We start from the raw sequence: 24,688 nt of genomic DNA, 5'->3' as shown, positions 1-24,688 counted from the left end.
AAGGCAATCTCCGGTTGTCTCGGCTCGTGACGAACATACCGGTGTACATCGGGCGGTGCGCGCGTGCCGACCGGGCAGGCGCTCTGGGTGATCGAAAACAGACCGGATACGCTGGCTTGAGTGATGGCAGCGACACATCGACAATCCATGTGATCGTCAAGGTGATCGTCAGCAGACAGGAGTACCCCTCGTGACCGTCGTCGGGCCGTTCGGACTGAGCGTGCGGGACCAGGCTCTTGAGACCGATGTCCAGGCCGGACTGGCCGCCGTCGAGGCGGGTCTGCTGGAGGCCACCAAGAGCGAAGTCCCCTTCATCACCGAGGCCGCGCAGCACCTGGTGCGGGCCGGAGGCAAGCGGTTCCGCCCGTTGCTGGTGCTGCTCGCCTCCCGTTTCGGAGATCCGTACGCCCCCGGGATCGTGCCGTCCGCGGTGGTCGTGGAGCTCACCCACCTGGCCACGCTGTACCACGACGACGTCATGGACGAGGCGGAGGTGCGCCGTGGGGTGGAGAGCGCCAACACCCGCTGGGGCAACTCGGTCGCCGTCCTGACGGGTGACTTCCTCTTCGCCCGCGCCTCGCACATCCTGGCCGACCTCGGCCCCGAGGCCGTACGCATCCAGGCGGAGGCCTTCGAGCGGCTGGTGACCGGCCAGATCCTCGAGACGGCCGGCCCGCGCGACGGCCGCGACCCCGTCGCCCACTACCTCGACGTCATGGCCGGCAAGACCGGCTCGCTGATCGCCGTCTCCGGCCGGTTCGGCGCGCTGATGGCGGGCGCCGACGAGTCCGTGGTCGACATCCTGACCCAGTACGGCGAACGGCTCGGCATCGCCTTCCAGCTGGCCGACGACGTCCTCGACATCGCCTCCGACTCCCACGAGTCCGGCAAGACCCCCGGCACCGACCTGCGCGAGGGCATCCCCACCCTGCCCGTCCTGCGCCTGCGCGAGATGGCGGAGCGGGACCGCGACCCCGACGACCTGGACCTCGTACGGCTCCTGGACGGCGACCTGAGCGACGACGCCCGGCACGCCGAGGCCCTGGCCCGGCTGCGCGTGCACCCCGCCCTGGAGCAGGCCCGGCGCGACACCATCCGCTACGCGCAGGACGCGCGGGCCACGCTGGCCCCCCTCCCCGAGTGCTTCGCGAAGTCGGCGCTCGAAGAGCTGTGCGACGCGGTGGTCCACCGCGCCGGTTAGTCCGTACGGCTTCCCCGACGGGCCCGGCATCCCCTACGGGTAGGGGATGCCGGGCCCGTGTCGTGTCATCCCTGGGTTGTACGCCCGGTTGAGTCCGGGGAGTGACGCCTTCGGCCCCTCCCCTTTGGTCAGATAGAGGCACATCCCCACCAGATCGGGTGAGAGTGACGGCCGGGGGTGGACGCGACGCATCTACGGAGGCAGGCAGAGAAGATGGCAACGAACACGAAGACCCGCAAGGCCGCTCGGTACGCCGTACCGGTCGCGGTGTTCGGCGTGGCGGCCGCGACCATCGCGATGGTCCCGGCCTTCGCCAACGCCGGGAATCCGGACCTGCCGAAGGTGACCGCCCAGCAGCTCATCGAGAAGATCGCGGCCTCGGACGTCCAGCAGCTCTCCGGGAGCGCGAAGATCAGCACCGACCTGGGCCTGCCCACCCTCGCGGGCGGTCTGCTGGGCCGGGCCGGCGGCGGTGGCGGTGTCACCGGTGGTTCGGCCGACCCGCAGGACAAGCTCGCGCAGCTGGCGAACGGGACGCACACCTTCCGCATCGCGGCCGACGGCCCGGACCGCCAGAAGCTCACCTTCCTCGACGGGAAGGACGAGTACAGCCTGACCCACAACGGCAAGGACGTGTGGGGGTACGACAGCAAGTCCAACCAGGTCTTCCACGAGAAGGACGTCCACTCCGGCCCGGGCGCCCAGCCCAAGGCGGGCGAGCGGATGCCCGCTTCGCCGCAGGAGATGGCGCAGGAGGCACTCAAGGCCGCCGGCCCCACGACGGACGTCAGCGTGGGCGACACCGCCCAGGTGGCCGGGCGGGACGCCTACCAGCTGGTGCTCAAGCCCAAGCAGGCCGGCTCCACCGTCGGTTCGGTGCAGATCGCCGTGGACGCCAAGAACGGTGTGCCGCTGCGCGTACAGGTGCTGTCCAGCCAGGGCGGCAAGCCGATCGTGGACGCGGGCTTCACCAAGGTCGACTTCGCCAAGCCGGCCGCCGACACCTTCGCCTTCACCACGCCCAAGGGCGCGAAGCTGACCGAGGGCACGGACGGGCACGGCAAGGACGCCGGCCACGGCAAGGAGTGGAAGGGCCTGGAGTCCCTCCCCGGCTTCCAGGGCCTGACGGGCGGTGCCGCCGGCGCCGGCAAGGGTGAGGTGAAGGTGCTCGGCGAGGGCTGGGCCTCGGTCGCCCAGATCTCCGTACCCGGAGGCAAGGGCCTCAAGGACGCCGAGAGCGCGGCCAACGGCAAGGACGCCCCGAAGGAGGCCAAGCAGTTCCTCGACTCCCTCGGGGACAAGGTCAACGGCTCCTTCGGCTCGGGCCGCATCTTCTCGACCCGCCTGGTCAACGCCCTGATCACGGACGACGGCAAGGTCTACGTGGGCGCGGTCACCAAGGACGCGCTCGTGAAGACGGCCAACTCCGCCAAGTAACCGCGCGGGAAACGGGGGTGGCCCGGGACTGTGTCCCGGGCCACCCCCACGCCGTTCCGCTCCCGCGTACAGCGCGGCCGCTGTACGGTGAGGGCATGTCGAGACACGTCACCATCCGCCTGGACGAAGAGTTCCACGAACGCCTCAAGGCGCGCGCGGCGGCACTGGGTACGACGGTCACCGCGCTGATCACCGAGGTCACCGAACGCGAACTGGACGAGGACCGCAAGTCGTTCCTGTCCGGCATAGACGAGTTCGCCGACCACTGGGGCTACTTCCAGGAGCGGTTCGGCAATTGAAGATCACCATGGAATGGGCCTGGACCGCCCTGGCCCATCACCTGCCGTCGGATCCCGCCGTATGGGACCCCTCCGGGGTGGCCGCCGCCGTCGCCCGGCACCAGAACGACCTCGTCCTCGTGCCCGAACAGCCCGCCCCGGACACCGCGTGGCGGGCCGCCGCGTTCCTGCACACCCTCGCGGTCTGCCCGGCGCTCGAATCCCCGATGAACGAGTTCTACGCGGCCGCCGCCACCCGCTCCTACCTGCGCGTGGCGGGAGCGAAGCAGCTGCCCTCGCCGGAGGATCTCGGCGATCTGGTCGAGGCGGCGAAGACCGGCCGCGCGGATGTCGGGACGGTGGCCGAGGAACTGCGCGCCCTCATAAGGGAACCGCTGCCGGCCTCGCTGCGCGGCCACGGAGAGGACGCGTAGCGAAGCCGGGCGGCGGGGGCGGTCAGAAGGTGATCCGCCAGCTGTTGATGTAGCCGGTGTCCTGCGCCGCCACATCCTTGACCTGGAGCTTCCACACGCCGTTGGCCACCTCGCTCGACGCGTTCACCGTGTACGTGGTGATGACGTTGTCCGCCGAGTCCGAGCCGGAGTTCTTGAGCCGGTACGCCGTACCGTCCGGGGCGAGCAGGTCGATCACCAGGTCACCGCGGTAGGTGTGGACGATGTTCACGTCGACCTTGGTGGTCGCCGGCGCGTTGCCCGCGACGCCCGAGACCGTGATGGGCGAGGTCACCGCCGGGGCGGGGGAGTCCGGGACCGCCACGTCGGTGGTGTTCTCGAAGGACGGGCCCGGCGGTACCTGGGTGGCCGCGCCGAGGGTCCACACCGCGTAGGCGATGGCGTCGGAGTTGCGGTCGAGCGCGGTGTCGTTGATGTTCGCCGAGGTGTCGCAGGACGCGTGGTAGCAGCGGTCGAAGGCCTGACCGGAGGTGCCGCCCCACTTCTGCGCCTGGGCGGCCGTCTTGGTGTAGTCGGCGCCGGAGAACAGGCCACCGACCGGTATGCCCGCGTTCTTGAACGGTGCGTGGTCGGAGCGGCCGTCGCCCTCGGTCTCTATCTCCGTGGGGATGTTCTGGCCCGCGAAGTAGGTCTTGAAGGTCTGCTCGATCGTCGGGTCGTCGTCGTAGACGAAGTAGCCGGGGTTCGGCGAGCCGATCATGTCGAAGTTCAGGTAGCCGGAGATCTTCGACCTCTCGGCGGCCGGCAGGCTGTTCACGTAGTACTTCGAGCCGACCATGCCCAGCTCCTCGGCGCCCCACCAGCCGAACCGCAGGTGCTTCGTGGGCTGCAGCTGGGCGCGGGAGACGGCGAGCGCCGTCTCCAGGATCGCGGCGCTGCCCGACCCGTTGTCGTTGATGCCGGGGCCGGCGTTCACCGAGTCCAGGTGTGAGCCGGCCATCAGGACGGAGTTGGGGTCGCCGCCCGGCCAGTCGGCGATCAGGTTGTAGCCGGTGGCGCCGCTGGAGGTGAAGGTCTGCAGGGTCGTGGTGAACCCGGCCGCGTCCAGCTTGGCCTTCACGTAGTCGACCGATGCCTTGTAGCCGGCCTTGCCGTGGGCGCGGTTGCCGCCGTTGGCGGTGGCGATGGACTGGAGCTGTGCCAGGTGGGCCTTGACGTTGGCCACCGGGATGTCGGGCGGGGTGGGCGCCGCCGTGACCGCCGTGGGGGCGGGGGCGGCGAGGGCGGCCGGGGTCGTGGCCGCGTACAGTCCTGCCGCCGTGACCGCGAGCGCGGTCACGGCGGCGAGGCGCCGGGAGACGGACAGGCTCATGTGGGGGCTCCGGATTCCGTTGGGGATGAGACGGAACGTGCGGTATCGAGCGGGTGAGCGTGCGTGCGTCAGTTCGAGCCCGATGCTCAGGGAGCCCGTGACGGTCCGTCAAGAGCGCAATCCGGTCAGGGGCGTTCGGAAAACGGACGATCCCCGGTACGGGTGGTCCGTACCGGGGATCGTGAGGTGCTGCGGGCGGCTGTTACGCGGGCTCGCGGGCCGGTGCCGCGGCCGCGGGAGGTACGGCGGTGACGCCCGGGACGGTGGTGCCGACCGGGGCGGCGGCGGTGGCCGGGGCGGGCGCTTCGAGGCGGGCCCGGTTGCGGCGCGAGGTGCGCAGCGCCTCCCACGTCAGGATCACCAGCGCGACCCAGACCAGGGAGAAGCCGGCCCAGCGCTCGGGCGGCATCGCCTCCTGGAAGTAGACGACCCCGAGCCCGAACTGGAACACCGGCGCCAGGTACTGGAGCAGCCCCAGGGTGGACAGCGGCACGCGGATCGCGGCGGCCCCGAAGCAGATCAGCGGGAGCGCCGTCACCAGGCCCGTGGCGGCGAGCAGCGCGCCGTGCCCCAGACCCTCGGAGGTGAGCGTCGACTCGCCGCGCACCCCGAGCCACACCAGGTACGCCAGGGCGGGCGGGAACAGCAGCGCGGTCTCGGCGGTCAGCGACTCCAGGCCGCCCATGTTGAGCTTTTTCTTGATCAGCCCGTACGTGGCGAAGGAGAAGGCCAGCACCAGCGAGATCCACGGCGGACGTCCGTACCCGACGGCGAGCACCACCACGGCGGCGCAGCCGATGGCGACCGCCGCCCACTGCGCCCGGCGCAGCCGCTCGCCCAGGACCAGGACGCCGATGGCGATGGTGACGAGCGGGTTGATGAAGTAGCCGAGGCTCGCCTCGACCACCTGGCCGTTGTTGACCGCCCAGATGTACAGACCCCAGTTCACGCTGATCACGAAGGCGGCCAGCGCGGTGAGGCCCAGCTTGCGCGGACGGCGCACCAGATCGGCGATCCAGCCCCACCGGCGCAGCGCGAGGAGTGCGACACCGACCACGGCCAGGGACCACACCATGCGGTGGGCGAGGATCTCGATCGCCCCGGAAGGCTTGAGCAGCGGCCAGAAGAGGGGCACCAGCCCCCACATCCCGTACGCGCCGAATCCGTAGAGCAAACCCGTGCGCTGCTCGTTCTCCGCCTTCACGGGGCGCCTCCAGTGCGACTTTTCGGCCAATCTCACAACCCCACGACCGTAGCGCCGCAGCGCCCCGATGTCATGCCCGTCAACGGGAGATACTCATGACATCTCCGGGGACCCCGGGTGGCCGGAGCCCCGCGGGCTCAGGCCAGGGCCGAGGCGATCGCCTGCGCCACGGGTGTGGTCGGCCGCCCGATCAGCCGGGACAGGTCGCCGCTGGCGCCGGCCAGCCGCCCGCGCGAGATCGCCGCGTCCACGTCGACGAGGATCGCGGCGAACCCCTCCGGGACGCCGGCGCCGGTCAGGATGTCCAGGTGGGCATCGGCCGGGACCGCCGCGTACGTGACCTCGCGGCCGGACTGCTTCGCCACCTCGGCCGCGTACTCGTCGAGGCTCCAGGCGGTGTCGCCCGAGAGCTCGTAGACCCGGTTCAGGTGCCCCTCGCCGGTCAGCACCGCCGCGGCGGCGGCCGCGTAGTCGGCCCGGGCGGCGGAGGCGATCCGGCCCTCGCCGGCGCTGCCCACGACCGCGCCGTGCTCCAGGACGACGGGGAGCTGGGCGGTGTAGTTCTCGTGGTACCAGCCGTTGCGGAGGAAGGTGTAGGGCAGCCCGGAGTCCAGGATCGCCTGCTCGGTGACCTTGTGTTCGGCCGCCAGGTCGAAGTCCGCCTCCGGGCCGCCGAGGATCCCGGTGTAGGCGAGCTGCGCGACGCCCGCCGCCTTGGCCGCCCCGATCACGGCGGTGTGCTGCGGGACGCGGCGTCCGACCTCGCTGCCCGAGATCAGCAGGACCCGGTCGCCCGCGGCGAAGGCGCCGGTAAGGCTCGCCGGGTCGTCGTAGTCGGCGACGTGTACGTCGATGCCCCGCGCGGCGAGGTCGGCGGCCTTCTCCTCGTTGCGGACGACGACGCTGATCCGGTCCGCGGGGACCCGCGTCAGCAGTTCCCCGACGACCAGGCGTCCGAGGGCTCCGGTGGCTCCGGTGACGACGATGCGGCTCATGGTGGCTCTCCTTGGTGCGGCGTTGCCTTGTGTCACTACCCTAGGGAGAGCGCTAACTTTCCGGAAGTACCCACTTCGAAGTAAGGTACTGGTATGGGAGTAAGGGAAGAGCCCGGAGCGGCGGAGACCGCCAGTGTGAAAGCCCCGATGTGCCCCTCGCGGGGGGTGCTGGAACACGTCACCAGCCAGTGGGGCGTGCTCGTCCTGGCCGCGCTGGTGGAGCGGCCGTACCGGTTCGGAGAACTGCGCCGGGAGGTGGGCGGTGTCAGCGAGAAGATGCTCACCCAGACCCTGCGGACCCTGGAGCGTGACGGGTTCCTGCTGCGCCACGCGCATCCGGTGATCCCCCCGCGCGTCGACTACTCGCTCACCGAGCTCGGCCGCGAGGCCGCCGAGCAGGTCTGGGCGCTCGCGCGCTGGACCGAGCGGCGTACGCCCGACGTCCAGGCGGCCCGCCTCGCCTACGACGAAGCCCGGACCTCGTAGCGGGGTCCGGGCGGGCGCGGCGCGGCGGGCGGCGGGTCAGCCAACGACCGTCCAGGTGTCGTTGCCGGTCAGCAGCGTGGTCAGGTCGCCCTTGCCGCGCTGGTCGATCGCGGTGTCGAGCTGGTCGGCCATGAGGGTGTCGTAGACCGGGCGGTCGGTGTCGCGGAAGACGCCGATGGGCGTCTGGTGGAGCGTGTCGGGGTCGGCGAGGCGGGAGAGGGCGAAGGCGGTCGTCGGGCTCGCCGCGTGCGCGTCGTGGACCAGGATCCGCGCCTCGTTCTCCGGCGTGACGGCGACGACCTCCAGGTCACCGGTGGCCTGGTTGCGCACGACGCCCTTGTGGCCGTCGACGCCGAACCGGATCGGCCGTCCGTGTTCGAGGCGGATCACGGCCTCCTGGGCCTGCTCCTGGTCCTTGAGCACCTCGAAGGCGCCGTCGTTGAAGATGTTGCAGTTCTGGTAGATCTCGATCAAGGCGGTGCCCCGGTGGTCGGCCGCCTGGCGCAGCACCTCGGTGAGGTGCTTGCGGTCGGAGTCGACGGTGCGGGCCACGAAGGAGGCTTCGGCGCCGAGCGCGAGCGAGACCGGGTTGAAGGGGGCGTCGAGGGAGCCCATCGGCGTGGACTTGGTGATCTTGCCGAGCTCCGAAGTGGGCGAGTACTGGCCCTTGGTGAGGCCGTAGATCCGGTTGTTGAACAGCAGGATCTTGAGGTTGACGTTGCGGCGCAGGGCGTGGATGAGGTGGTTGCCGCCGATGGACAGGGCGTCGCCGTCGCCGGTGACGACCCAGACGGACAGGTCGCGGCGCGAGGTGGCCAGGCCGGTGGCGATGGCGGGCGCGCGGCCGTGGATGGAGTGCATCCCGTACGTGTTCATGTAGTACGGGAAGCGGGAGGAGCAGCCGATGCCCGAGACGAAGACGATGTTCTCCTTCGCCAGGCCGAGTTCGGGCATGAAGCCCTGCACGGCGGCCAGCACGGCGTAGTCACCGCAGCCCGGACACCAGCGGACCTCCTGGTCCGACTTGAAGTCCTTCATCGACTGCTTGGCCTGGGCCTTGGGCACCAGCGAGAGCAGCGACGGTGTCGGCGCGTCGGTCACGTCAGTCATTGATGGCCTCCTCGAGAACCTTCGCGAGCTGCTCCGCCTTGAAGGGCATTCCGTTGACCTGGTTGTACGACTGGGCGTCCACCAGGTACTTCGCCCGGATCAAGGTGGCCAGCTGCCCGAGGTTCATCTCCGGCACCACTACCTTGTCGTAACGCCCCAAGACCTCACCGAGATTCCTCGGGAACGGGTTCAGGTGGCGCAGGTGGGTCTGTGCGACGGGCAGGCCGGCGGCGCGCAGACGGCGGACGGCGGCGGTGATGGGGCCGTACGTGGACCCCCAGCCCAGGACGAGCGTGCGGGCCCCGTCCGGGTCGTCGACCTCCACGTCCGGGACGGTGATCCCGTCGATCTTGGCCTGGCGGGTGCGGACCATGAAGTCGTGGTTGGCCGGGTCGTAGGAGATGTTGCCCGAGCCGTCGTGCTTCTCGATGCCGCCGATGCGGTGTTCGAGGCCGGGGGTGCCGGGGACGGCCCAGGGGCGGGCCAGGGTTTCCGGGTCCCGCTTGTAGGGCCAGAACACCTCGGTGTCGTCGGCCAGGGTGTGGTTCGGGGCGGCGGCGAACCGGGTGCGCAGGTCGGGCAGGTCGGCGACCTCCGGGATCCGCCAGGGCTCGGAGCCGTTGGCGAGGTAACCGTCGGAGAGCAGGAAGACGGGCGTGCGGTAGGTCAGCGCGATCCGCGCCGCGTCCAGAGCGGCGTCGAAGCAGTCCGCCGGGGTGCGGGGCGCGACGATCGGCACCGGGGCCTCGCCGTTGCGCCCGTACATCGCCTGGAGCAGATCGGCCTGCTCCGTCTTGGTGGGCAGGCCCGTGGAGGGCCCGCCGCGCTGGATGTCCACGATCAGCAGCGGCAGCTCCAGCGAGACCGCGAGGCCGATGGTCTCGGACTTGAGGGCGACACCGGGGCCGGAGGTGGTGGTCACCGCCAGGGCGCCGCCGAAGGCCGCGCCGAGGGCCGCGCCGATGCCGGCGATCTCGTCCTCGGCCTGGAAGGTCCGCACGCCGAAGTTCTTGTGCTTGCTCAGCTCGTGCAGGATGTCCGAGGCGGGCGTGATCGGGTACGAGCCCAGATAGAGCGGCAGATCAGCCTGCTGACCTGCGGCGATGAGCCCGTAGGCGAGGGCCAGGTTCCCCGAGATGTTGCGGTAGGTGCCGGTCGGGAAGGCGCGGGTGGCGGGGGCGACCTCGTAGGAGACCGCGAAGTCCTCGGTCGTCTCCCCGAAGTTCCAGCCCGCCCGGAACGCCGTCACGTTCGCCTCGGCAATGTCCGGCTTCTTCGCGAACTTGCTCCGCAGGAACGCCTCGGTGCCCTCCGTCGGCCGGTGGTACATCCACGACAGCAGGCCCAGCGCGAACATGTTCTTGCTGCGCTCGGCCTCCTTCCGTGAGAGCCCGAAGTCCTTGAGCGCCTCCACCGTCAGCGTCGTGAGCGGCACCGGGTGGATGTTGTACGCCGCAAGGGAGCCGTCCTCCAGGGGGGAGGTCTCGTAGCCCACCTTCGCCATCGGGCGCTTGGTGAATTCATCCGTATTGATGATGATCTCCGCGCCGCGCGGCACATCGGCGATGTTCGCCTTCAACGCCGCCGGATTCATCGCCACCAGCACGTTCGGCGCGTCCCCGGGGGTCAGGATGTCGTGGTCCGCGAAATGCAGCTGGAACGACGAGACACCCGGAAGAGTGCCGGCAGGCGCCCTGATCTCGGCCGGGAAGTTCGGCAGCGTGGAAAGGTCGTTCCCGAACGACGCCGTCTCCGAAGTGAAGCGGTCTCCGGTGAGCTGCATGCCGTCACCCGAGTCACCCGCGAAGCGGATGATCACGCGGTCGAGACGGCGGATCTCCTTGCCGCCCCCGGTTGGTCGCGGTGGCGTGCGCTGCTCGCCGACGACGGACTCTCCGGCCCCGTCGGCCTGCTCGGCTGGGCTGCTGACCTGGCTGGTCACTGAACTGGACCTCCTTCGAGGCGGGCGTTCGCTCCCAAGGTCAACTCTACGTCCGTCAGGCCGCTCGCTCCCTGGGTCGCCCGTATTCTGGACCGTCGTTTCGCAGACGGTCTGTCCGACAGACGCCGTGCCATACGCGAATATGCCGCACCGCCGACGGTGCGGCCCTCGAGACGGGCTGGTGCGTCGGTGGGGACGCGCCGGCCGTCTCGTCTGAAAGAGTGTCAGTCGATCAGGACCTCAGATAGGTGAGAACGGCCAGTACGCGCCGGTGATCCCCGTCACTGGGGGACAGGCCGAGCTTCATGAAGATGTTCCCGACGTGCTTCTCCACCGCCCCGTCGCTCACCACGAGCTGCTTGGCCACCGCCGAATTGGTGCGCCCCTCGGCCATCAGCCCCAGCACCTCGCGCTCGCGCGGCGTCAGGCCCGCGAGCACGTCCTGCTTGCGGCTGCGTCCGAGCAGCTGGGCGACCACCTCGGGATCCAGGGCGGTGCCGCCCCGGGCGACGCGCACGACGGCGTCCAGGAATTCCCGTACCTCGGCCACCCGGTCCTTCAACAGGTACCCCACCCCCGTGGTGGAACCGGCCAGCAGTTCGGTGGCGTACTGCTCCTCCACGTACTGCGACAGCACGAGGACGCCCATCCCCGGGTGATCGCGGCGCAGCCGCACCGCCGCGCGGATCCCCTCGTCGGTGTGCGTCGGCGGCATCCGCACGTCGGCCACCACCACATCCGGCAGGGCACCCTCCGCGTCCAGCTCCGCCACCGTCTTGACCAGGGCCTCCGCGTCCCCGACGCCCGCCACGACGTCATGCCCCCGGTCGGTCAGCAGCCGGGTCAGGCCCTCACGCAGCAGCACTGAATCCTCGGCGATGACCACCCGCACCCTGTCTTCCACGACTCAGCAGCTCCCGCGTCCACTCGTAGGCCGGAACCCCGCTGATCACCGGCTGGGCCAAGCATCCCAGCCCGATGGCCCGGAACCGAGGAGTCCGGGCCAAGTGGGGAATTCTCCGACCGGCTACGCGCGCCAGGGCACCTCGGCGGTCACGGTCGTGCCCCCGCCGGCGGGGGAGTCGACGGCCAGCGCCCCGTCCACCGCGTCCAGCCGCCCGGCGAGCCCCGCGAGCCCCGTCCCCGCCCGTGCGTCCGCACCGCCCCGGCCGTCATCGCTCACCTGGAGCAGCAGCCGGTCCCCCGACCGCCACACGTCGACGCTCGCGCTACGGGCCCGCGCGTGCTTGCTGATGTTCCGGAGCAGCTCCGAGACGGTGAAGTACGCGATCCCCTCGACCGAGGCCGACGGCCGCTCCGGCAGCTCCACCGCCACCTTCACCGGTACCGCGCACCGCGCGGCCACCGAGGACAGCGCCGCATCGAGGCCCCGGTCGGTGAGGACGGCCGGATGGATCCCGCGGGCCAGGTCCCGCAGCTCCTGGAGGGCGATCTTCACCTCGCCGTGCGCCTCGTCCACCATCCGGGCGGCGCTCCGCGGGTCCTCGGCCAGCTTCTCCTTGGCCAGCCCGAGATCCATGGCCAGGGCCGCCAGACGCGCCTGGGCCCCGTCGTGCAGGTCGCGCTCGATCCGGCGCAGGTCGGCGGCGGCCGTGTCCACGACCGCACCGCGGTCGGACTCCAGCTCGCTGACGCGGCTGTCCAGGCGGGACGGGCCGAGGAGGGAGGTCACCAGGACGCGGTCGACGGTGGTCAGGGCGCGGATCACCCACGGGGTGGCGAGGGTGAGGGCGAGGCCGGCCGCGGCGGTGGCGGCGATGGCCGCGGGGGAGTCCAGGTAGAAGGCGTAGCTGTCGTTCTGGAAGACGATCAGCCCGGGCTGGTCGGTGAAGGCCGGGAAGACCCAGAAGTACAGGGGATAGAGCAGCATGGCCCAACCGCACGCCCAGAACACCAGTGCCAGGGTGAACCCGAACATCGCCCAGGGGAAGTGCAGCACCGGGTACAGGACGTGCCGCCAGGCACTCCCGCTCTTGAGCACGGCCCCCATGGCGGCGAACGCCCCCGGCTTGCGGGCCCGGATCGGCGCCGGCTCCCCGAGCCGTCCGCCCAGCAGCCCGCGCACCCGGGCCCGCTCCACCCGGCCGAAGCCCCGGCCCATCGCGAGCACCCCGGCCAGCACGGGCACCCCGAGGAAGGTGACCAGCAACCCGGCGCCGATGCTCAGCCCGGCGACGGTGAGCCCGAAGTACAGCAACGCCAGCGGGAACCCGGTGATCAGGTACCCGAACTCCTTCCAGGTCCGCCCCGCCACGGGCCCCCGCACCACTCGCCACACCCCACTGCCGCCGGCCATGTCCCCACCCCTCCGTGTCTTCTCGGTACCCCCAGCCTCCCGCCGCCCACCTGCCCAAACCATCCGGCACGTGGGCCTGTCCCCCGGGGGGTTAACCCCACCCCCCGGCCGAGCCGACTCCAGCCCCGGGGGTGCGTCCTGGCCCGGCCGAGCCGGCTCCAGCCCGGGGATACGGCCCGTCATGGCCGAGCCGACTCCAGCCCCGGGCTACATCCCGGCCCCGCCGAGCCATTCCAGCCCCGCCGGCGTTTGAGGCGCGGGGCCTGGGGCGGAGCCCCAGAAAGCCCGGCGCAGCCGGGTTCCGCGCAGCGCAGCGGCGCCGCACGGAACCCGGCCCCGCAGCGCAGCGGCGCCGCACGGAACCCGGCCCGGCAGGGCAGCGCAACCGCCCGCCAACCGCCGGCGGCCTACGCCTCGCGGTCCCGCCACGGCAGCTCCGCCGTCACCACGGTCCCCCCGCCGGGCGGCGAGTCCACCACGAACACCCCGTCCACCGCCCCCACCCGCTCGGCGAGCCCCCCCAGCCCCGACCCACCCCCGGCCAGGGGATCGGCTCCGCCCCGCCCGTCGTCCGACACCCTCAGCAGCAGCCGGCCCCCACCGCGGTGGCCGTCGGCCCGCCACACCTCCACGCTCGCCGCCCCGGCCCCCGCGTGCTTGCTCACGTTCTGCAGCAGCTCCGACACCACGAAGTACGCGATCCCCTCGATCGCCGCCGCCGGCCGCCCCGGCAGGTCCACCGCCACGTCCACCGGCACCAGACACCGCGACGCCACCGACGACAGCGCCGCGTCCAGCCCCCGGTCCGTCAGCACCGCCGGATGGATCCCGCGCGCGAGGTCCCGCAGCTCCTGGAGGGCGATCTTCACTTCCCCGTGCGCCTCGTCCACCATGGCCGCCGCCGCGTCCGGGTCCTCCAGCAGCTTCTCCTTCGCCAGGCCCAGCCCCATGGCCAGCGCCACCAGCCGCGCCTGCGCCCCGTCGTGCAGGTCCCGTTCGATCCGCCTCAGGTCGGCGGCGGCCGTGTCCACGACCACCCCCCGCCCGGACTCCAGCTCCGCGATGCGCCGCTCCAGCCCGTCGGACGGCGACAGCAGGCCCCGTACCATCGCCCGGTCCGCATTGGCCAGGGCGCGCACCAGCCACGGCAGCACCGGCCACAGCACGAACAGCCCGACCAGCGCGATACTGAAAGTCAGCAGTCCCCACGGCAGCCGGACCAGCGCGTACAGCACGGTCCGCCAGGCCACCGGATCCTTGATGCCCGTCCACAGCCAGGGGAAGAACCCGCCGGACCGTCCCGGCCCCGGTATCGGCGTCGGCTCGTCCACCCGTATCCCGAGCAGCGTCCGCGCCCGCGCGCGCTCCGGCTTCCCGAGCTGCCGTGCTCCCCACAGACCACACACGAGCAACGGCAGTCCGACCACGGTCACGGACAGCGCACCCGTCGCCGCAACCATGACAACCGTGTAAACAAAACCGATCAACGCCACCGGCAGATTGATCAGCAGGTACGCGATCTCCCTCCACGTCGAGGCGTCGAAGGGGCCCCGGACTCGGGGAGGGCGGTCGTCATCTGGGGTGCGGCTGCTGGCGTCCATGCGCCACAGCCTGCCAACTGCGCACTCCCGATGCCATGGGGTGGCCCGCCCGCGGTGAACGGGGGATAACCCCACCCGCCGTGGCCCAGGCTCTAGACTCCCGTGCGTACCAGATCATCCAGATCGTCGACAGTGGCCGAGGAGCGAGGAACGGACGTGCCCGACCCAACGGTATCGACCGTAAACGAGCTCGCGGCGGACTACTTCCGAAGCTATTCGGTCGTCGGCCTGCTCGCCGTACTCGGCGTGCTCTTCGTCGCCGTGGCCTTCGGCGCCGGCCGTCTGCTGCGGCCCGTGGTCCCCACCCCCGAAAAGCTGCTGACGTACGAATGCGGCGTGGACCCGGTGGGCGAGGGCTGGGCGCACACCCAGGTCCGCTACTACGTCTACGCCTTCCTCTACGTCATCTTCGCCGTCGACTCGATCTTCCTCTTCCCGTGGGCGACGGTCTTCGCCGCCGCCGGTTACGGCGCCACGACGCTCGTGGAGATGTTCGTCTTCCTGGGCTTCCTGGCCGTCGGCCTGCTCTACGCGTACAAGAAGGGCGTCCTCGAATGGACGTGACACCCGCCCCCACACCGGCCGTTGGCCCGGCCGTGACCGTCCCGGAGCTCCTGCCGGAGCCGAAGAGGCTGGGCGTGCTCTCCCGGCTGGCCCCCGAACCCATGAAGGTGGTCCTCAACTGGGGCCGCCGGTACAGCCTGTGGGTCTTCAACTTCGGCCTGGCCTGCTGCGCGATCGAGTTCATCGCCGCGTCGATGGCCCGGCACGACTTCATCCGGCTCGGCGTCATCCCGTTCGCGCCCGGCCCGCGCCAGGCGGACCTGATGATCGTCTCCGGGACCGTCACGGACAAGATGGCCCCGGCCGTCAAGCGGCTCTACGAGCAGATGCCGGAGCCGAAGTACGTCATCTCCTTCGGTGCCTGCTCCAACTGCGGGGGCCCCTACTGGGACTCGTACGCGGTGACGAAGGGCGTCGACCAGATCATCCCCGTCGACGTCTACGTCCCCGGCTGCCCGCCGCGTCCCGAGGCGCTGCTCCAGGGGATCCTCAAGCTCCAGGAGAAGATCGCCAGGGAGTCGCTCGCCGACCGCTACGCCACCGCCGGCTCCTCGGTCGCCCAGCTCACCAGCGGCCTGGTCGCGCCGCCCGCCGCCGAGGGGGCGGGGAAGTGAACCTCTACGACACCCTGCCCGACGCCGCCCCGACGGTCTTCGGAGCCGAGGCCGTCGGCTCGTCCGCGTACGACGTCCTCACGGTCGACGTGCCCGTCGGATCCTGGATCCCGGCGCTGGAGATCGCCCGCGACAAGCTGGGCTGCACCTACTTCGACTGGCTGAGCGCGGTGGACGAGCCGGGCACGGGCTTGCGGATCTGCGCGCACGTCGTCGCGCTGGAGGGCCACCGGGTACGTCGCCTCCTGCTGCGGACGACGGTTCCGCACGCGGCGCCGTCGCTGCCGTCGGCGGTCGCGGTCTACGCGGGCGCGGAGTGGCACGAGCGGGAGACCTTCGAGATGTTCGGGGTGACCTTCACCGACCACCCGCACCTGGTGCCGCTGCTGCTTCCCGAGAACTTCGAGGGCCACCCGCTGCGCAAGGACTTCGTCCTGGCGGCGCGCGTGGCCAAGGCGTGGCCGGGTGCCAAGGAGCCGGGCGAGGCACACGACCCGGACGCGCCGAAGCGGCGGCAGATGCTGCCGCCGGGAGTGCCCGACCCGAACGACTGGGGCCCGCTCAAGGGCCAGCTCCCGCCGGCCCCTGCCCGGCCGGCCCGCACCCCCCGCGCCGGCGCCCCGACCCGCCGTCCGGGCCCGGCGTCCACGGACGCCCCCGCCGACGCCGCGCCGCCCCGCGCACCCCGCCGTACGCGTTCGGTGTCGGAGGGCTCGGCGAGCCAGGCGACCCCGGTGGAGGGCGCTCCGGCCGAGGCCCCGGCCCCGCGCCCGGCCCGCCGTACGCGTTCGGTGTCACAGGGCTCGGCGAGCCAGGCGACCCCGCCCGGCGAGGGCAGCCCTGCCGCCGGGCAGGTGCCCGCGCCGGGGGCGGAGACCCCCACCGCGAAGCCGCCGGCCGGCCGAGACGCTCCGTGGCACGACCCGAAGCCCGCCTTCGAAGACCCGGCCCCGCCGAAGCCCGCGGCACAGGACCCGGCCCCGCCGAAGCCCGCGGCACAGGACCCGGCCCCGCCGAAGCCCGCGGCACAGGACCCGGCCCCGCCGAAGCCCGCGGCACAGGACCCGGCCCCGCCGAAGCCCGCGGCAGGCGACCCCGTTCCGCCCGAGCCCGCCGCGGACGACCCCGTTCCGCCCGAGCCCGCCGCGGACGACCCGTCCGACGGCACCACCCCCGACCACCACGATGGAGGCGACGCGTGAACGACGTACTCGACGTCGCCCTGCGCCTGGTCCTCGTCTTCGCCGTCTTCCTCGTGCTCCCGCTCGTCGTCGGCCAGACCGAGCACAAGGTCATGGCCCACATGCAGGGCCGCCTCGGCCCCATGTACGCCGGCGGCTTCCACGGCTGGGCACAGCTCGTCGCGGACGGAGTGAAGTTCGCGCAGAAGGAAGACGTCGTCCCGGCCAACGCCGACCGCCGGATCTTCCAGCTCGCCCCCGCCGTCGCGCTGCTCCCGTACCTCCTCGTCCTCATCGTGATCCCCCTCGGCCCCGGCAAGGGCGCCGTCGGCCAGGTCATCGACGCCGGGCTCTTCTTCGCGCTCGCGGTCATGGGCGTCGGCGTACTCGGCAGCCTGATGGCCGGCTGGGCCTCCGCCAACAAGTTCTCCCTGCTCGGCGGCCTGCGCACCGCCGCCCAGCTCCTCGCGTACGAGCTGCCCATGCTGCTCGCGGCCGCCTCGGTCGCCATGGCCGCCGGGACCGTGTCCCTGCCCGGCATCCTCGAAGAGTTCCAGTGGTGGTGGCTGCCCTGGCAGATCGTCGGCGCCGTCGTCTTCTTCACCGCCGGCCTCGCCGAACTCCAGCGGCCCCCCTTCGACATGCCCGTCGCCGACTCCGAGATCATCTTCGGCGCGTACACCGAGTACACCGGCCTGCGCTTCGCGCTGTTCCTGCTCGCCGAGTACGCCGGCATCGTCGTCCTCTGCGCCCTGACCACCGTCCTGTTCCTCGGTGGCTGGCACGGCCCCTTCGGCGCCGACGGCCTCGGTTGGGTCTGGACCCTCCTCAAGGTCGCGGTCCTCGCCTTCGTGGTGATCTGGCTCCGCGTGAGCTACCCGCGACTGCGCGAGGACCAGCTCCAGAAGCTCGCCTGGACCGTACTCATCCCCCTCGCGCTCGCCCAGATCGCGCTCACCGGCATCGTGAAGGTGGCGATCCAGTAATGCCCCCCATCCCCGGTTCCGGCCTCGCCAAGGGGCTGGCCGTCACCCTGCGCACGATGACGAAGCGCTCGCACACCGCCCAGTACCCCGACGTGCAGCCCGAGCTCCCGCCCCGCAGCCGTGGGGTCATCGGCCTGTTCGAGGAGAACTGCACAGTCTGCATGCTGTGCGCACGTGAGTGCCCCGACTGGTGCATCTACATCGACTCCCACAAGGAGACGGTGCCGGCCGCCGCCCCCGGCGGCCGCGAGCGCAGCCGCAACGTCCTCGACCGTTTCGCCATCGACTTCTCCCTCTGCATGTACTGCGGCATCTGCATCGAGGTGTGCCCCTTCGACGCCCTGTTCTGGTCGCCGGAGTTCGAGTACGCGGAGACGGACATCCTGGAACTCACCCACGAGCGCGACAAGCTGCGCGAATGGATGTGGACCGTGCCGGCCCCGCCCGCCCTGGACCCGGCCGCCGAGGAGCCGAAGGAAGTCGCCGCCGCCCGCAAGGCGGTGGAGAAGGCCGAAGCTGCTGCCGCCGCGGCCGCTGCTGCTGCCGCGGCTGCCGCCGAGCCGACCACCACCGAGCCCGCTGCCGAACCGGGCGCCGACAGCACGCCGGAGGCAGACGCGTGAGCCCCGCCGTCCTCAGCCCCGCCGTCCTCACCCTGGCCGCGACGACGGGACCGGGTTTCCTGTCCCCGACCGGTGTCGAGATCGCCTTCGCCCTCGTCGGCCTCGCCACCCTCGGCGCGGCCGCCGTCACCGTGACGACCAAGCAGCTCGTGCACGCCGCCCTGTGGCTGGTCGTCGCGCTCGGCGGGATCGCCGTCGAGTACCTGCTGCTGACCGCCGAGTTCATCGCCTGGGTCCAGGTACTGATCTACCTCGGTTCCGTGATCGTCCTCCTGCTCTTCGGGCTGATGCTCACCAAGGCCCCCATCGGCCCGTCCCCGGACTCCGACTCCCGCAACCGCCCGGTCGCGGTCGGTGTCGCCGTGGTCGCCGCCGCCGCGCTGGTGTGGGTCGTCGTCGACGCCTTCCGCACCACCTGGATCGACCTCGACGGCCCCGTCCAGGGCTCCACCAAGGTCTCCGGAGAGATCCTCTTCCGGCACTGGGTGCTGCCCTTCGAGGCGCTGTCCGTCCTGCTCCTCGCCGCCCTGATCGGCGCCATCGTGCTCTCCCGCAGGACAGACCCGGGCCACTCCGGCCCGGGCGACCCCGGGCCGGCCGCCCCCCGCGCCGCCGGCACCCGCCCCGCGGCCCACCGCCCCACCGACAAGGGGCCGCGCTGATGCACCTCGCCTACCCCGCCGTGCTCGCGGCGCTGCTGTTCTGCACCGGCCTGTACGGAGTGCTCGCCCGCCGCAACGCCATCCTGGTCCTGATGTCCGTCGAGCTGATGCTCAACGCCGTCAACCTCAACCTGGTGGCCTTCGACGTCTGGATGCGCGACACCCTCCACGCCGGCCAGGCCCTCACCCTGTTCACCATCGCCATCGCCGCCGCCGAGATCGGCATCGGTCTCGCGATCGTGCTGATGGTGTACCGCAACCGGGGCACCTCGGACATCGACCGGCTGCGCGACACCGCCGAAGGCCACGAGCCCCCGGCCGCCCCCGACTCCTCCACCGCCGCGAACCAGCAGAGCGAGGTCACCGCGTGAGCACCACGACCCTCGCGGTCCTCGTCCCCCTCCTCCCCTTCCTGAGCGCAGTCGCCGGACTCCTCTCGGGCCGCCGTGCCCCCGGGTTCGTCCGGCCGCTGGCCGTGCTGCCGACGCTGGGCACCGCCGTACTGGCCGTGCTCGTCGCCGTCCGCCAGGGCGGCGGCAAGGCGATCGACACCGCCACCGAACTGACCCCGACCGGCTCCGTGCCGATCGACCTCTCCCTCTACCTCGACGGCTTCGCCGTGCTGGTCGCCGTCCTCGTCGGGGTCGTCGCCACCTGCGTGCAGATCTACTCGACGGCCTACCTGCGCGACGACCCGCGCTACCCGTCGTACGCGGCTCTGGTCTCCCTGTTCACCTCCGCCATGCTGCTCGTCGTCTACTCCGGCGACCTGATGGTCCTGCTGGTCGGCTGGGAGGTCATGGGCATCTGCTCGTACTTCCTGGTCGGCCACTACTGGGAGACCGAGGCGGCCCGCTCCGCCTCCCTCAAGGCCTTCCTCGTCACCAAGCTCGGCGACGTGCCCTTCCTCATCGGCCTGTTCGCCCTCGCCGCCGACGCGGGCTCCTTCCGGATCACCAAGATCCTGGGCGCCGTCGCCTCCGGGGGCCTGAGCCACCCGACGCTGATCGCGCTGCTCCTGCTGGCCGGAGTCGCCGGCAAGTCCGCGCAGTTCCCGCTGCACACCTGGCTCCCCGACGCCATGGCGGGCCCCACCCCGGTCTCCGCCCTGATCCACGCGGCGACGATGGTCGCCGCCGGTGTCTACTTCATCGCCCGACTCCTGCCCGTCTTCGCGGCCTCCCGGGCCGCGCTGGTGGTCATGGCCGTCATGGCGGCCGTCACGATGGTCGGCTCGGGCCTCGCCGCCCTGGCGCAGGACGACATCAAACGCGTCCTGGCCTACTCCACCGTCGGCCAGCTCGGCTACATGATCGGGGCCCTGGCCGTCGGCGACCGCGGGGCCGCCATCTTCCACCTCCTGTCCCACGGCGCCTTCAAGGCACTCCTCTTCCTCGGCGCGGGCGTCATCATCCACGCCGCCGGGACGAACTCCCTGGCCGCCATGTCCCGCATGGACGGCCTGGCCAAGCGCATCCCCGACGCCTTCTGGACCATGACGATCGCGCTCCTCGCGCTCGCCGCGATCCCGCCCTTCGCCGGCTTCTTCTCCAAGGAAGCCGTCCTCGTCGCCGCCGAACACGCCGCCGGCGGCCACTCCGACGTCGCGCCCAGTACCGCCGGCTGGGTCGTCCTGGTCGCCGGTGTGCTGACCGCCCTGCTCACCGCCGGCTACGCCACCCGCCTGTGGCTGATGGCCTTCCGCGGCCGGGGCGCCGCCGCCCCCGACCACGGCAGGGAACCCTTCGCCATGACCGGCGTGCTGTGGCTGCTGGCGATCCCGTCGATCGGCTTCGGCCTCGCCGCCGGACCGATCGCCGACTGGTTCGACGGCCGCCGGCTCACCCCGACCGTGACGACCTCCCTCCTCGGCACCGGCGCCGCACTCATCGGAGCCCTGCTCACCTACGGCCTGTGGCAGCGCGCCACCGCCAAGGCCGCCGCCGGAGCCCCCTCCGATGCGACCGCGGTGCCCGCCGCCGCCACCGCCGCGGAGTCGGCCGCCGAGACCCCCGAGGTCGCCGAGGTCACCCACGACCACCCGGCCGTGCCCGCCGGTCCCGCCCCCGACCCCGGCAAGGCCCTCCTCGGCCCGCTGTTCCGCCACGCCGCCGACGGCTTCCACCTCGACGCCGTCTACGCCCGGCTCTTCGTGCGCCCCGTCCGCGGCGCCGCGAGCCTGGTCCGCTTCCTCGACCGCGAGGTGGTGGACACGTACGTCACCGGCGCGGGCGCCGGCCCCCGGCTGCTCGGCCTCCTCGTACGCCGCGCCCAGACCGGCAACGTGCAGAGCTACCTGAGCGCCCTGCTCGCCGGCGCCGTGGTCCTGGCCATCGCCACCGCCGTCATCGCCAACGTCAACGCCGGATCGTGAGCCGTGAGCCAGCCGTGATTGATATCAGCCCGTCCGTGATGCAGTTCCTTCTGGCGTTCATCGTGGCCGCACCGCTCCTCGGCGCCGTCGCGGCCCTGCTGCCCGCCCCGCCCGGGCTCAGGGGGAAGAGCCCCGAACAGGCCGTGCTGCGCCACGGCGTGACCGTCACCGGCGTGATCCTCGCCGCGGCGATCGCCCTCGCCGCGGGCTTCGACCACGACACCCCGTCCCGCTTCCAGGCGACGACGGACATCAGCTGGATCCAGGCGCTGAACATCCGGATCCACCTCGGCGTCGACGGCATCTCGCTCCCCCTCCTCCTGATGACCGCGCTGCTGTTCTTCCTGTGCGCGCTCTACAGCTACTTCAAGCTCCCCGACGGCCCTTCCCCGAAGGCCTTCGTCGCACTGCTCCTCGTCCTGGAGTCCGGCACCCTCGCGACCTTCGCCGTCCTCGACCTGCTGCTGTTCTTCCTCGCCTTCGAGATGGTCCTCATCCCCATGTACTTCCTCATCGCCCGCTGGGGCGGTGCTCAGCGGCAGGCAGCCGCCTGGAAGTTCATCCTCTACACCCTCCTCGGATCCGTGGTCATGCTGCTCGGTCTGCTGCTGATCGGACTGAACAGCGGCACGTTCGACATGGTGGCACTCGCCTCTGACAACGGCCGCGGACTGACCCACACCACCCAGCTGCTGGCCGTGCTCGCCATCGGCATCGGCCTCGCCGTGAAGACCCCGATGTGGCCGCTGCACAGCTGGCTGCCGGACGCCCACACCGCAGCGCCCACCGTCGGCTCCGTCCTCCTCGCGGGCGTACTGCTCAAGATGGGCACGTACGGGTTCGTACGCATCCTGCTCCCGGTCACCCCCGACGGCATGCACACCTTCGCCCCCTACCTCGGGGCGTTCGCCGCCATCGGCATCGTCTACGGGTCCCTCGCCTGCCTCGCGCTGACCCGCAAGGGCAACAAGGGCGACCTCAAGCGCCTCATCGCGTACTCCTCCGTCGGCCACATGGGCTTCGTGCTCCTCGGCATCGCGTCCATGACCCCCACCGGCGTCAACGGCGCGCTCTTCGCCAACATCGCCCACGGCCTGATCACCGGCCTGCTCTTCTTCCTGGTCGGCGCGCTCAAGGACCGCTACGGCACCGCCGACCTCGACACCCTCGCCGGAGCCACCGGTGCCGCCCTGTACGGCCGCGCCCCCCGCCTCGGCGCGCTGCTCGCCTTCGCCGCCGTCGCCTCCCTCGGCCTGCCCGGCCTGGCCGGTTTCTGGGGCGAGATGCTGGCCTTGTTCGGCGCGTTCGACCCGGCCGCGGGCCTGTCCCGTCCGGCCTTCCTGACGTACATGGCCGTCGGCGCCTTCGGCACGCTGCTCACCGCCGCATACCTTCTGATCGTCGTACGGCGGGTGTGCATGGGCGACCCGAAGGAAGGCCCCGAGCTCTCCCTGGCCGACGTCCAGCACTACGAATTCGCCGCCTGGACCCCGCTCGTCGCCCTCACCGTCCTCGCCGGCCTGTGGCCCGCCGTCCTCCTCGGCCTCACCGACCCGGCCGTCCAGAAGCTCCTCGCAGGAGGCAACTCATGACGGTCCTGTCCGTCGCGGCCGCCACGGCCCCCGGCCCGGCCGCGCCCAGCCTCGTCCAGTCCGTCGACTGGCTCGCGATCGCCCCCGTCGTGATCCCCGCCGCCGTCGCCCTGGTCGTACTCGTCGCCGACCTGTTCACAGCGCAGAGGCACAAGCCGCTCCTCGGCTGGCTCTCCGTCGCCGGACTCGCCGCCGCGACCGCCACCCTGCTGCCGCTGCGCGCCGGCGACCGCGCCACCTTCTGCCTCGCCGGCGATGTCGGCGCGTGCAGTTACACCGCCGACCACTTCACGCTCGTCATCCAGTTCCTCGTCCTGGCCGGCGCCCTCGTCACGGCCCTGCTGTCGCTGACCGCCGTCGACGAGATGCGCATGCCCGCGGGCGAATACTGGTTCCTGCTGCTCTCCTCCGCCGCCGGCGCGGCCCTGCTGCCCGCCGCCCGCGACCTCGCCACCCTCATCGTCGCCCTCGAAGTCGCCTCGCTGCCCGCCTTCGCCCTCGTCGGCATGCGCCGCGGCGACCGGCTCTCCTCCGAGGCCGCCCTCAAGTTCTTCCTGTCCTCCGTCACCGCCACGGCCGTGTCGCTGCTCGGCGTCAGCTTCGTCTACGCCGTCACCGGCTCCCTGCACCTCACCCAGGTCGCCGACCGCCTCGAAGACGTCCCCGCGCAGCTCACCACCCTCGCCATGGCGGGCGTCGCCCTCACCCTCGTCGGCTTCGCCTTCAAAACGGCCGCCGTCCCCTTCCACTTCTGGGTCCCCGACACCTACGTCGGCGCGCCCCTGCCCATCGCCGGCTACCTCTCGGTCATCGGCAAGGCCGTCGGCTTCACCGGCCTGATCCTGGTCACCGTGATCGCTTTCCCGGCGTACTCCGACATCTGGGGCCCGGCGCTCGCCGTCCTCGCCGCCCTCACCATGACCGTCGGCAACGTCGCCGCCCTGCGCCAGTCCGCCGACCGCGCGAACAGCGCCGTACGGCTGCTCGCCTGGTCCTCGGTCGGACAGGCCGGCTACCTGCTCGTGCCGATCGCCGCCGCCGCGTACGCCGAGCGCGACCAGATCGGCTCCACCGTCGCCTACGCGCTCATGTACGGCGCCGTGAACCTCGGCGCCTTCGCCGTGGCCGCGCTGGCGGCCCGTACGAAGCCGCTGCACCGGATCGACGACTACCGCGGGCTGTACGCCGAGCGCCCGCTCGCCGCCCTGACGCTGGCCTTCTTCCTGCTCTGCCTGGCCGGCCTGCCGCCGGGCATCATCGGCCTGTTCGCCAAGGTCACCGTCTTCCGGGCCGCGATCGACGCGGGTCTGGGGTGGCTGGCCGTGGTCATGGCCGTCAATGTGGTCATCGCCCTGTACTACTACCTGCGCTGGACGGCCCTGCTCTTCCGCCCCGCCGCCGCGGACCAGGCGCGCACCACCGCCCCGGCGCCCTGGCCCGTCACCGTCGCGATCCTGCTCACCGGGGTCACCGCCCTGATCCTCTCGGGGGCGCCGCAGCTGGTGCTGCGCTTCGCGTCGGGCAGTCTGTTCCCGCAGTAGCCGGGGCCGCCCATCCCGCCGGTCGCCCCGCCCGCCCGGTGCGGCAGTGGCCCGCGCCGGCCCGCCTCGTGGTGGCCCGCGCGGGCCGCACGTGTGATCCCGCGCGGCCCGCGCTCGTGCGGCAACCCGTACGGAGCAACGCCGCATGCCGCCCCGGCCTGCCCGCCCGCCGGGGCGGTCCGCCGGGGCGCGGCC

General features: G+C 71.9%; 23 protein-coding genes. 15 read left to right on the top strand and 8 right to left on the bottom strand.

What is annotated here, in order from left to right; genetic code table 11:
* The first annotated feature begins 190 nt into the window (after nt 1–190).
* The 4 genes from OG861_RS13380 to OG861_RS13365 all read left to right on the top strand — a co-directional run bounded on the left by OG861_RS13380 (nt 191) and on the right by OG861_RS13365 (nt 3,350).
* Complete coding sequence (locus tag OG861_RS13380) at nt 191–1,201, top strand: polyprenyl synthetase family protein (protein ID WP_329197404.1); 1,011 nt, start codon at nt 191–193, stop codon at nt 1,199–1,201.
* Nucleotides 1,202–1,414: 213 nt separating this feature from the next.
* Nucleotides 1,415–2,638: a LolA family protein gene (locus tag OG861_RS13375; RefSeq protein ID WP_329197406.1), complete on the top strand. Its 1,224-nt coding sequence runs from the start codon at nt 1,415–1,417 to the stop codon at nt 2,636–2,638.
* A gap of 95 nt (nt 2,639–2,733) precedes the next feature.
* Complete coding sequence (locus OG861_RS13370) at nt 2,734–2,937, top strand: hypothetical protein (RefSeq protein ID WP_251050317.1); 204 nt, start codon at nt 2,734–2,736, stop codon at nt 2,935–2,937.
* Nucleotides 2,934–3,350, top strand: coding sequence for a hypothetical protein (locus OG861_RS13365; protein WP_329197411.1), 417 nt, complete (start codon nt 2,934–2,936; stop codon nt 3,348–3,350). The genes OG861_RS13370 and OG861_RS13365 overlap by 4 nt, the downstream gene beginning before the upstream one ends.
* A 22-nt stretch (nt 3,351–3,372) precedes the next feature.
* Here OG861_RS13365 and OG861_RS13360 read toward each other — a convergent pair whose 3' ends face one another.
* The 3 genes from OG861_RS13360 to OG861_RS13350 all read right to left on the bottom strand — a co-directional run bounded on the left by OG861_RS13360 (nt 3,373) and on the right by OG861_RS13350 (nt 6,900).
* Nucleotides 3,373–4,701: a M28 family metallopeptidase gene (locus tag OG861_RS13360; RefSeq protein WP_329197413.1), complete on the bottom strand. Its 1,329-nt coding sequence runs from the start codon at nt 4,699–4,701 to the stop codon at nt 3,373–3,375.
* Between the two features lie 202 nt (nt 4,702–4,903).
* The gene (gene rarD / locus OG861_RS13355; RefSeq protein WP_329197415.1) at nt 4,904–5,905 is read right to left on the bottom strand and encodes an EamA family transporter RarD; all 1,002 of its coding nucleotides are present in this window, start codon (nt 5,903–5,905) and stop codon (nt 4,904–4,906) included.
* Between the two features lie 137 nt (nt 5,906–6,042).
* Nucleotides 6,043–6,900 carry an SDR family oxidoreductase gene (locus OG861_RS13350; RefSeq protein ID WP_329197417.1) on the bottom strand — a complete coding sequence of 286 codons (858 nt, stop codon included), beginning with the start codon at nt 6,898–6,900 and terminating at the stop codon, nt 6,043–6,045.
* 93 nt (nt 6,901–6,993) lie between these two features.
* Here OG861_RS13350 and OG861_RS13345 point away from each other — a divergent pair, with 93 nt between their 5' ends.
* Nucleotides 6,994–7,386, top strand: a complete 393-nt coding sequence (locus tag OG861_RS13345) for a winged helix-turn-helix transcriptional regulator (RefSeq protein ID WP_329197419.1) — start codon at nt 6,994–6,996, stop codon at nt 7,384–7,386.
* A 36-nt stretch (nt 7,387–7,422) separates the two neighbouring features.
* Here OG861_RS13345 and OG861_RS13340 read toward each other — a convergent pair whose 3' ends face one another.
* The 5 genes from OG861_RS13340 to OG861_RS13320 all read right to left on the bottom strand — a co-directional run bounded on the left by OG861_RS13340 (nt 7,423) and on the right by OG861_RS13320 (nt 14,356).
* On the bottom strand, nt 7,423–8,496 hold the full coding sequence (locus OG861_RS13340; protein ID WP_329197420.1) for a 2-oxoacid:ferredoxin oxidoreductase subunit beta: 1,074 nt from the start codon (nt 8,494–8,496) through the stop codon (nt 7,423–7,425).
* The gene (locus OG861_RS13335) at nt 8,489–10,438 is read right to left on the bottom strand and encodes a 2-oxoacid:acceptor oxidoreductase subunit alpha (protein ID WP_329197421.1); all 1,950 of its coding nucleotides are present in this window, start codon (nt 10,436–10,438) and stop codon (nt 8,489–8,491) included. Before OG861_RS13335 ends, OG861_RS13340 begins: the two co-directional genes overlap by 8 nt.
* Before the next feature lie 232 nt (nt 10,439–10,670).
* Nucleotides 10,671–11,330, bottom strand: coding sequence for a response regulator transcription factor (locus OG861_RS13330; RefSeq protein ID WP_329202374.1), 660 nt, complete (start codon nt 11,328–11,330; stop codon nt 10,671–10,673).
* 135 nt (nt 11,331–11,465) lie between these two features.
* Nucleotides 11,466–12,755, bottom strand: a complete 1,290-nt coding sequence (locus OG861_RS13325) for a sensor histidine kinase (protein WP_329197424.1) — start codon at nt 12,753–12,755, stop codon at nt 11,466–11,468.
* Nucleotides 12,756–13,162: 407 nt separating this feature from the next.
* Nucleotides 13,163–14,356 carry a sensor histidine kinase gene (locus OG861_RS13320; RefSeq protein ID WP_329197426.1) on the bottom strand — a complete coding sequence of 398 codons (1,194 nt, stop codon included), beginning with the start codon at nt 14,354–14,356 and terminating at the stop codon, nt 13,163–13,165.
* Between the two features lie 156 nt (nt 14,357–14,512).
* On the opposite strand from OG861_RS13320, the gene OG861_RS13315 reads away from it, so the two are divergent.
* From OG861_RS13315 to OG861_RS13270, 10 genes are read left to right on the top strand one after another with little or no spacing between them, the layout of a single operon-like run.
* Nucleotides 14,513–14,920 (top strand): NADH-quinone oxidoreductase subunit A, encoded by a 408-nt coding sequence (locus tag OG861_RS13315; protein WP_329197427.1) that lies wholly within the window; start codon nt 14,513–14,515, stop codon nt 14,918–14,920.
* Complete coding sequence (locus tag OG861_RS13310; RefSeq protein ID WP_329197429.1) at nt 14,911–15,534, top strand: NADH-quinone oxidoreductase subunit B; 624 nt, start codon at nt 14,911–14,913, stop codon at nt 15,532–15,534. Before OG861_RS13315 ends, OG861_RS13310 begins: the two co-directional genes overlap by 10 nt.
* Entirely contained in the window at nt 15,531–16,736 is a 1,206-nt protein-coding gene (locus OG861_RS13305) for an NADH-quinone oxidoreductase subunit C (RefSeq protein WP_329197430.1), read from the top strand. The genes OG861_RS13310 and OG861_RS13305 overlap by 4 nt, the downstream gene beginning before the upstream one ends.
* On the top strand, nt 16,733–17,701 hold the full coding sequence (locus OG861_RS13300; RefSeq protein WP_329197431.1) for a complex I subunit 1/NuoH family protein: 969 nt from the start codon (nt 16,733–16,735) through the stop codon (nt 17,699–17,701). The genes OG861_RS13305 and OG861_RS13300 overlap by 4 nt, the downstream gene beginning before the upstream one ends.
* Entirely contained in the window at nt 17,701–18,324 is a 624-nt protein-coding gene (locus OG861_RS13295; RefSeq protein ID WP_329197433.1) for a NuoI/complex I 23 kDa subunit family protein, read from the top strand. Before OG861_RS13300 ends, OG861_RS13295 begins: the two co-directional genes overlap by 1 nt.
* Nucleotides 18,321–18,986 carry an NADH-quinone oxidoreductase subunit J family protein gene (locus OG861_RS13290; protein ID WP_329197435.1) on the top strand — a complete coding sequence of 222 codons (666 nt, stop codon included), beginning with the start codon at nt 18,321–18,323 and terminating at the stop codon, nt 18,984–18,986. The genes OG861_RS13295 and OG861_RS13290 overlap by 4 nt, the downstream gene beginning before the upstream one ends.
* Nucleotides 18,986–19,357 carry an NADH-quinone oxidoreductase subunit NuoK gene (gene nuoK / locus OG861_RS13285; protein WP_329197438.1) on the top strand — a complete coding sequence of 124 codons (372 nt, stop codon included), beginning with the start codon at nt 18,986–18,988 and terminating at the stop codon, nt 19,355–19,357. The genes OG861_RS13290 and nuoK overlap by 1 nt, the downstream gene beginning before the upstream one ends.
* Entirely contained in the window at nt 19,354–21,360 is a 2,007-nt protein-coding gene (locus OG861_RS13280; RefSeq protein ID WP_329197440.1) for an NADH-quinone oxidoreductase subunit 5 family protein, read from the top strand. Before nuoK ends, OG861_RS13280 begins: the two co-directional genes overlap by 4 nt.
* Nucleotides 21,361–21,398: 38 nt before the next feature.
* Nucleotides 21,399–22,952: a complex I subunit 4 family protein gene (locus OG861_RS13275; protein ID WP_329202376.1), complete on the top strand. Its 1,554-nt coding sequence runs from the start codon at nt 21,399–21,401 to the stop codon at nt 22,950–22,952.
* Nucleotides 22,949–24,493, top strand: a complete 1,545-nt coding sequence (locus OG861_RS13270; protein WP_329197442.1) for an NADH-quinone oxidoreductase subunit N — start codon at nt 22,949–22,951, stop codon at nt 24,491–24,493. The genes OG861_RS13275 and OG861_RS13270 overlap by 4 nt, the downstream gene beginning before the upstream one ends.
* Nucleotides 24,494–24,688 lie beyond the last annotated feature (195 nt).

The organism is Streptomyces sp. NBC_00539 (assembly GCF_036346105.1).
Lineage (GTDB): Bacteria > Actinomycetota > Actinomycetes > Streptomycetales > Streptomycetaceae > Streptomyces.
This window is presented reverse-complemented; position numbering and strand designations above follow the sequence as displayed.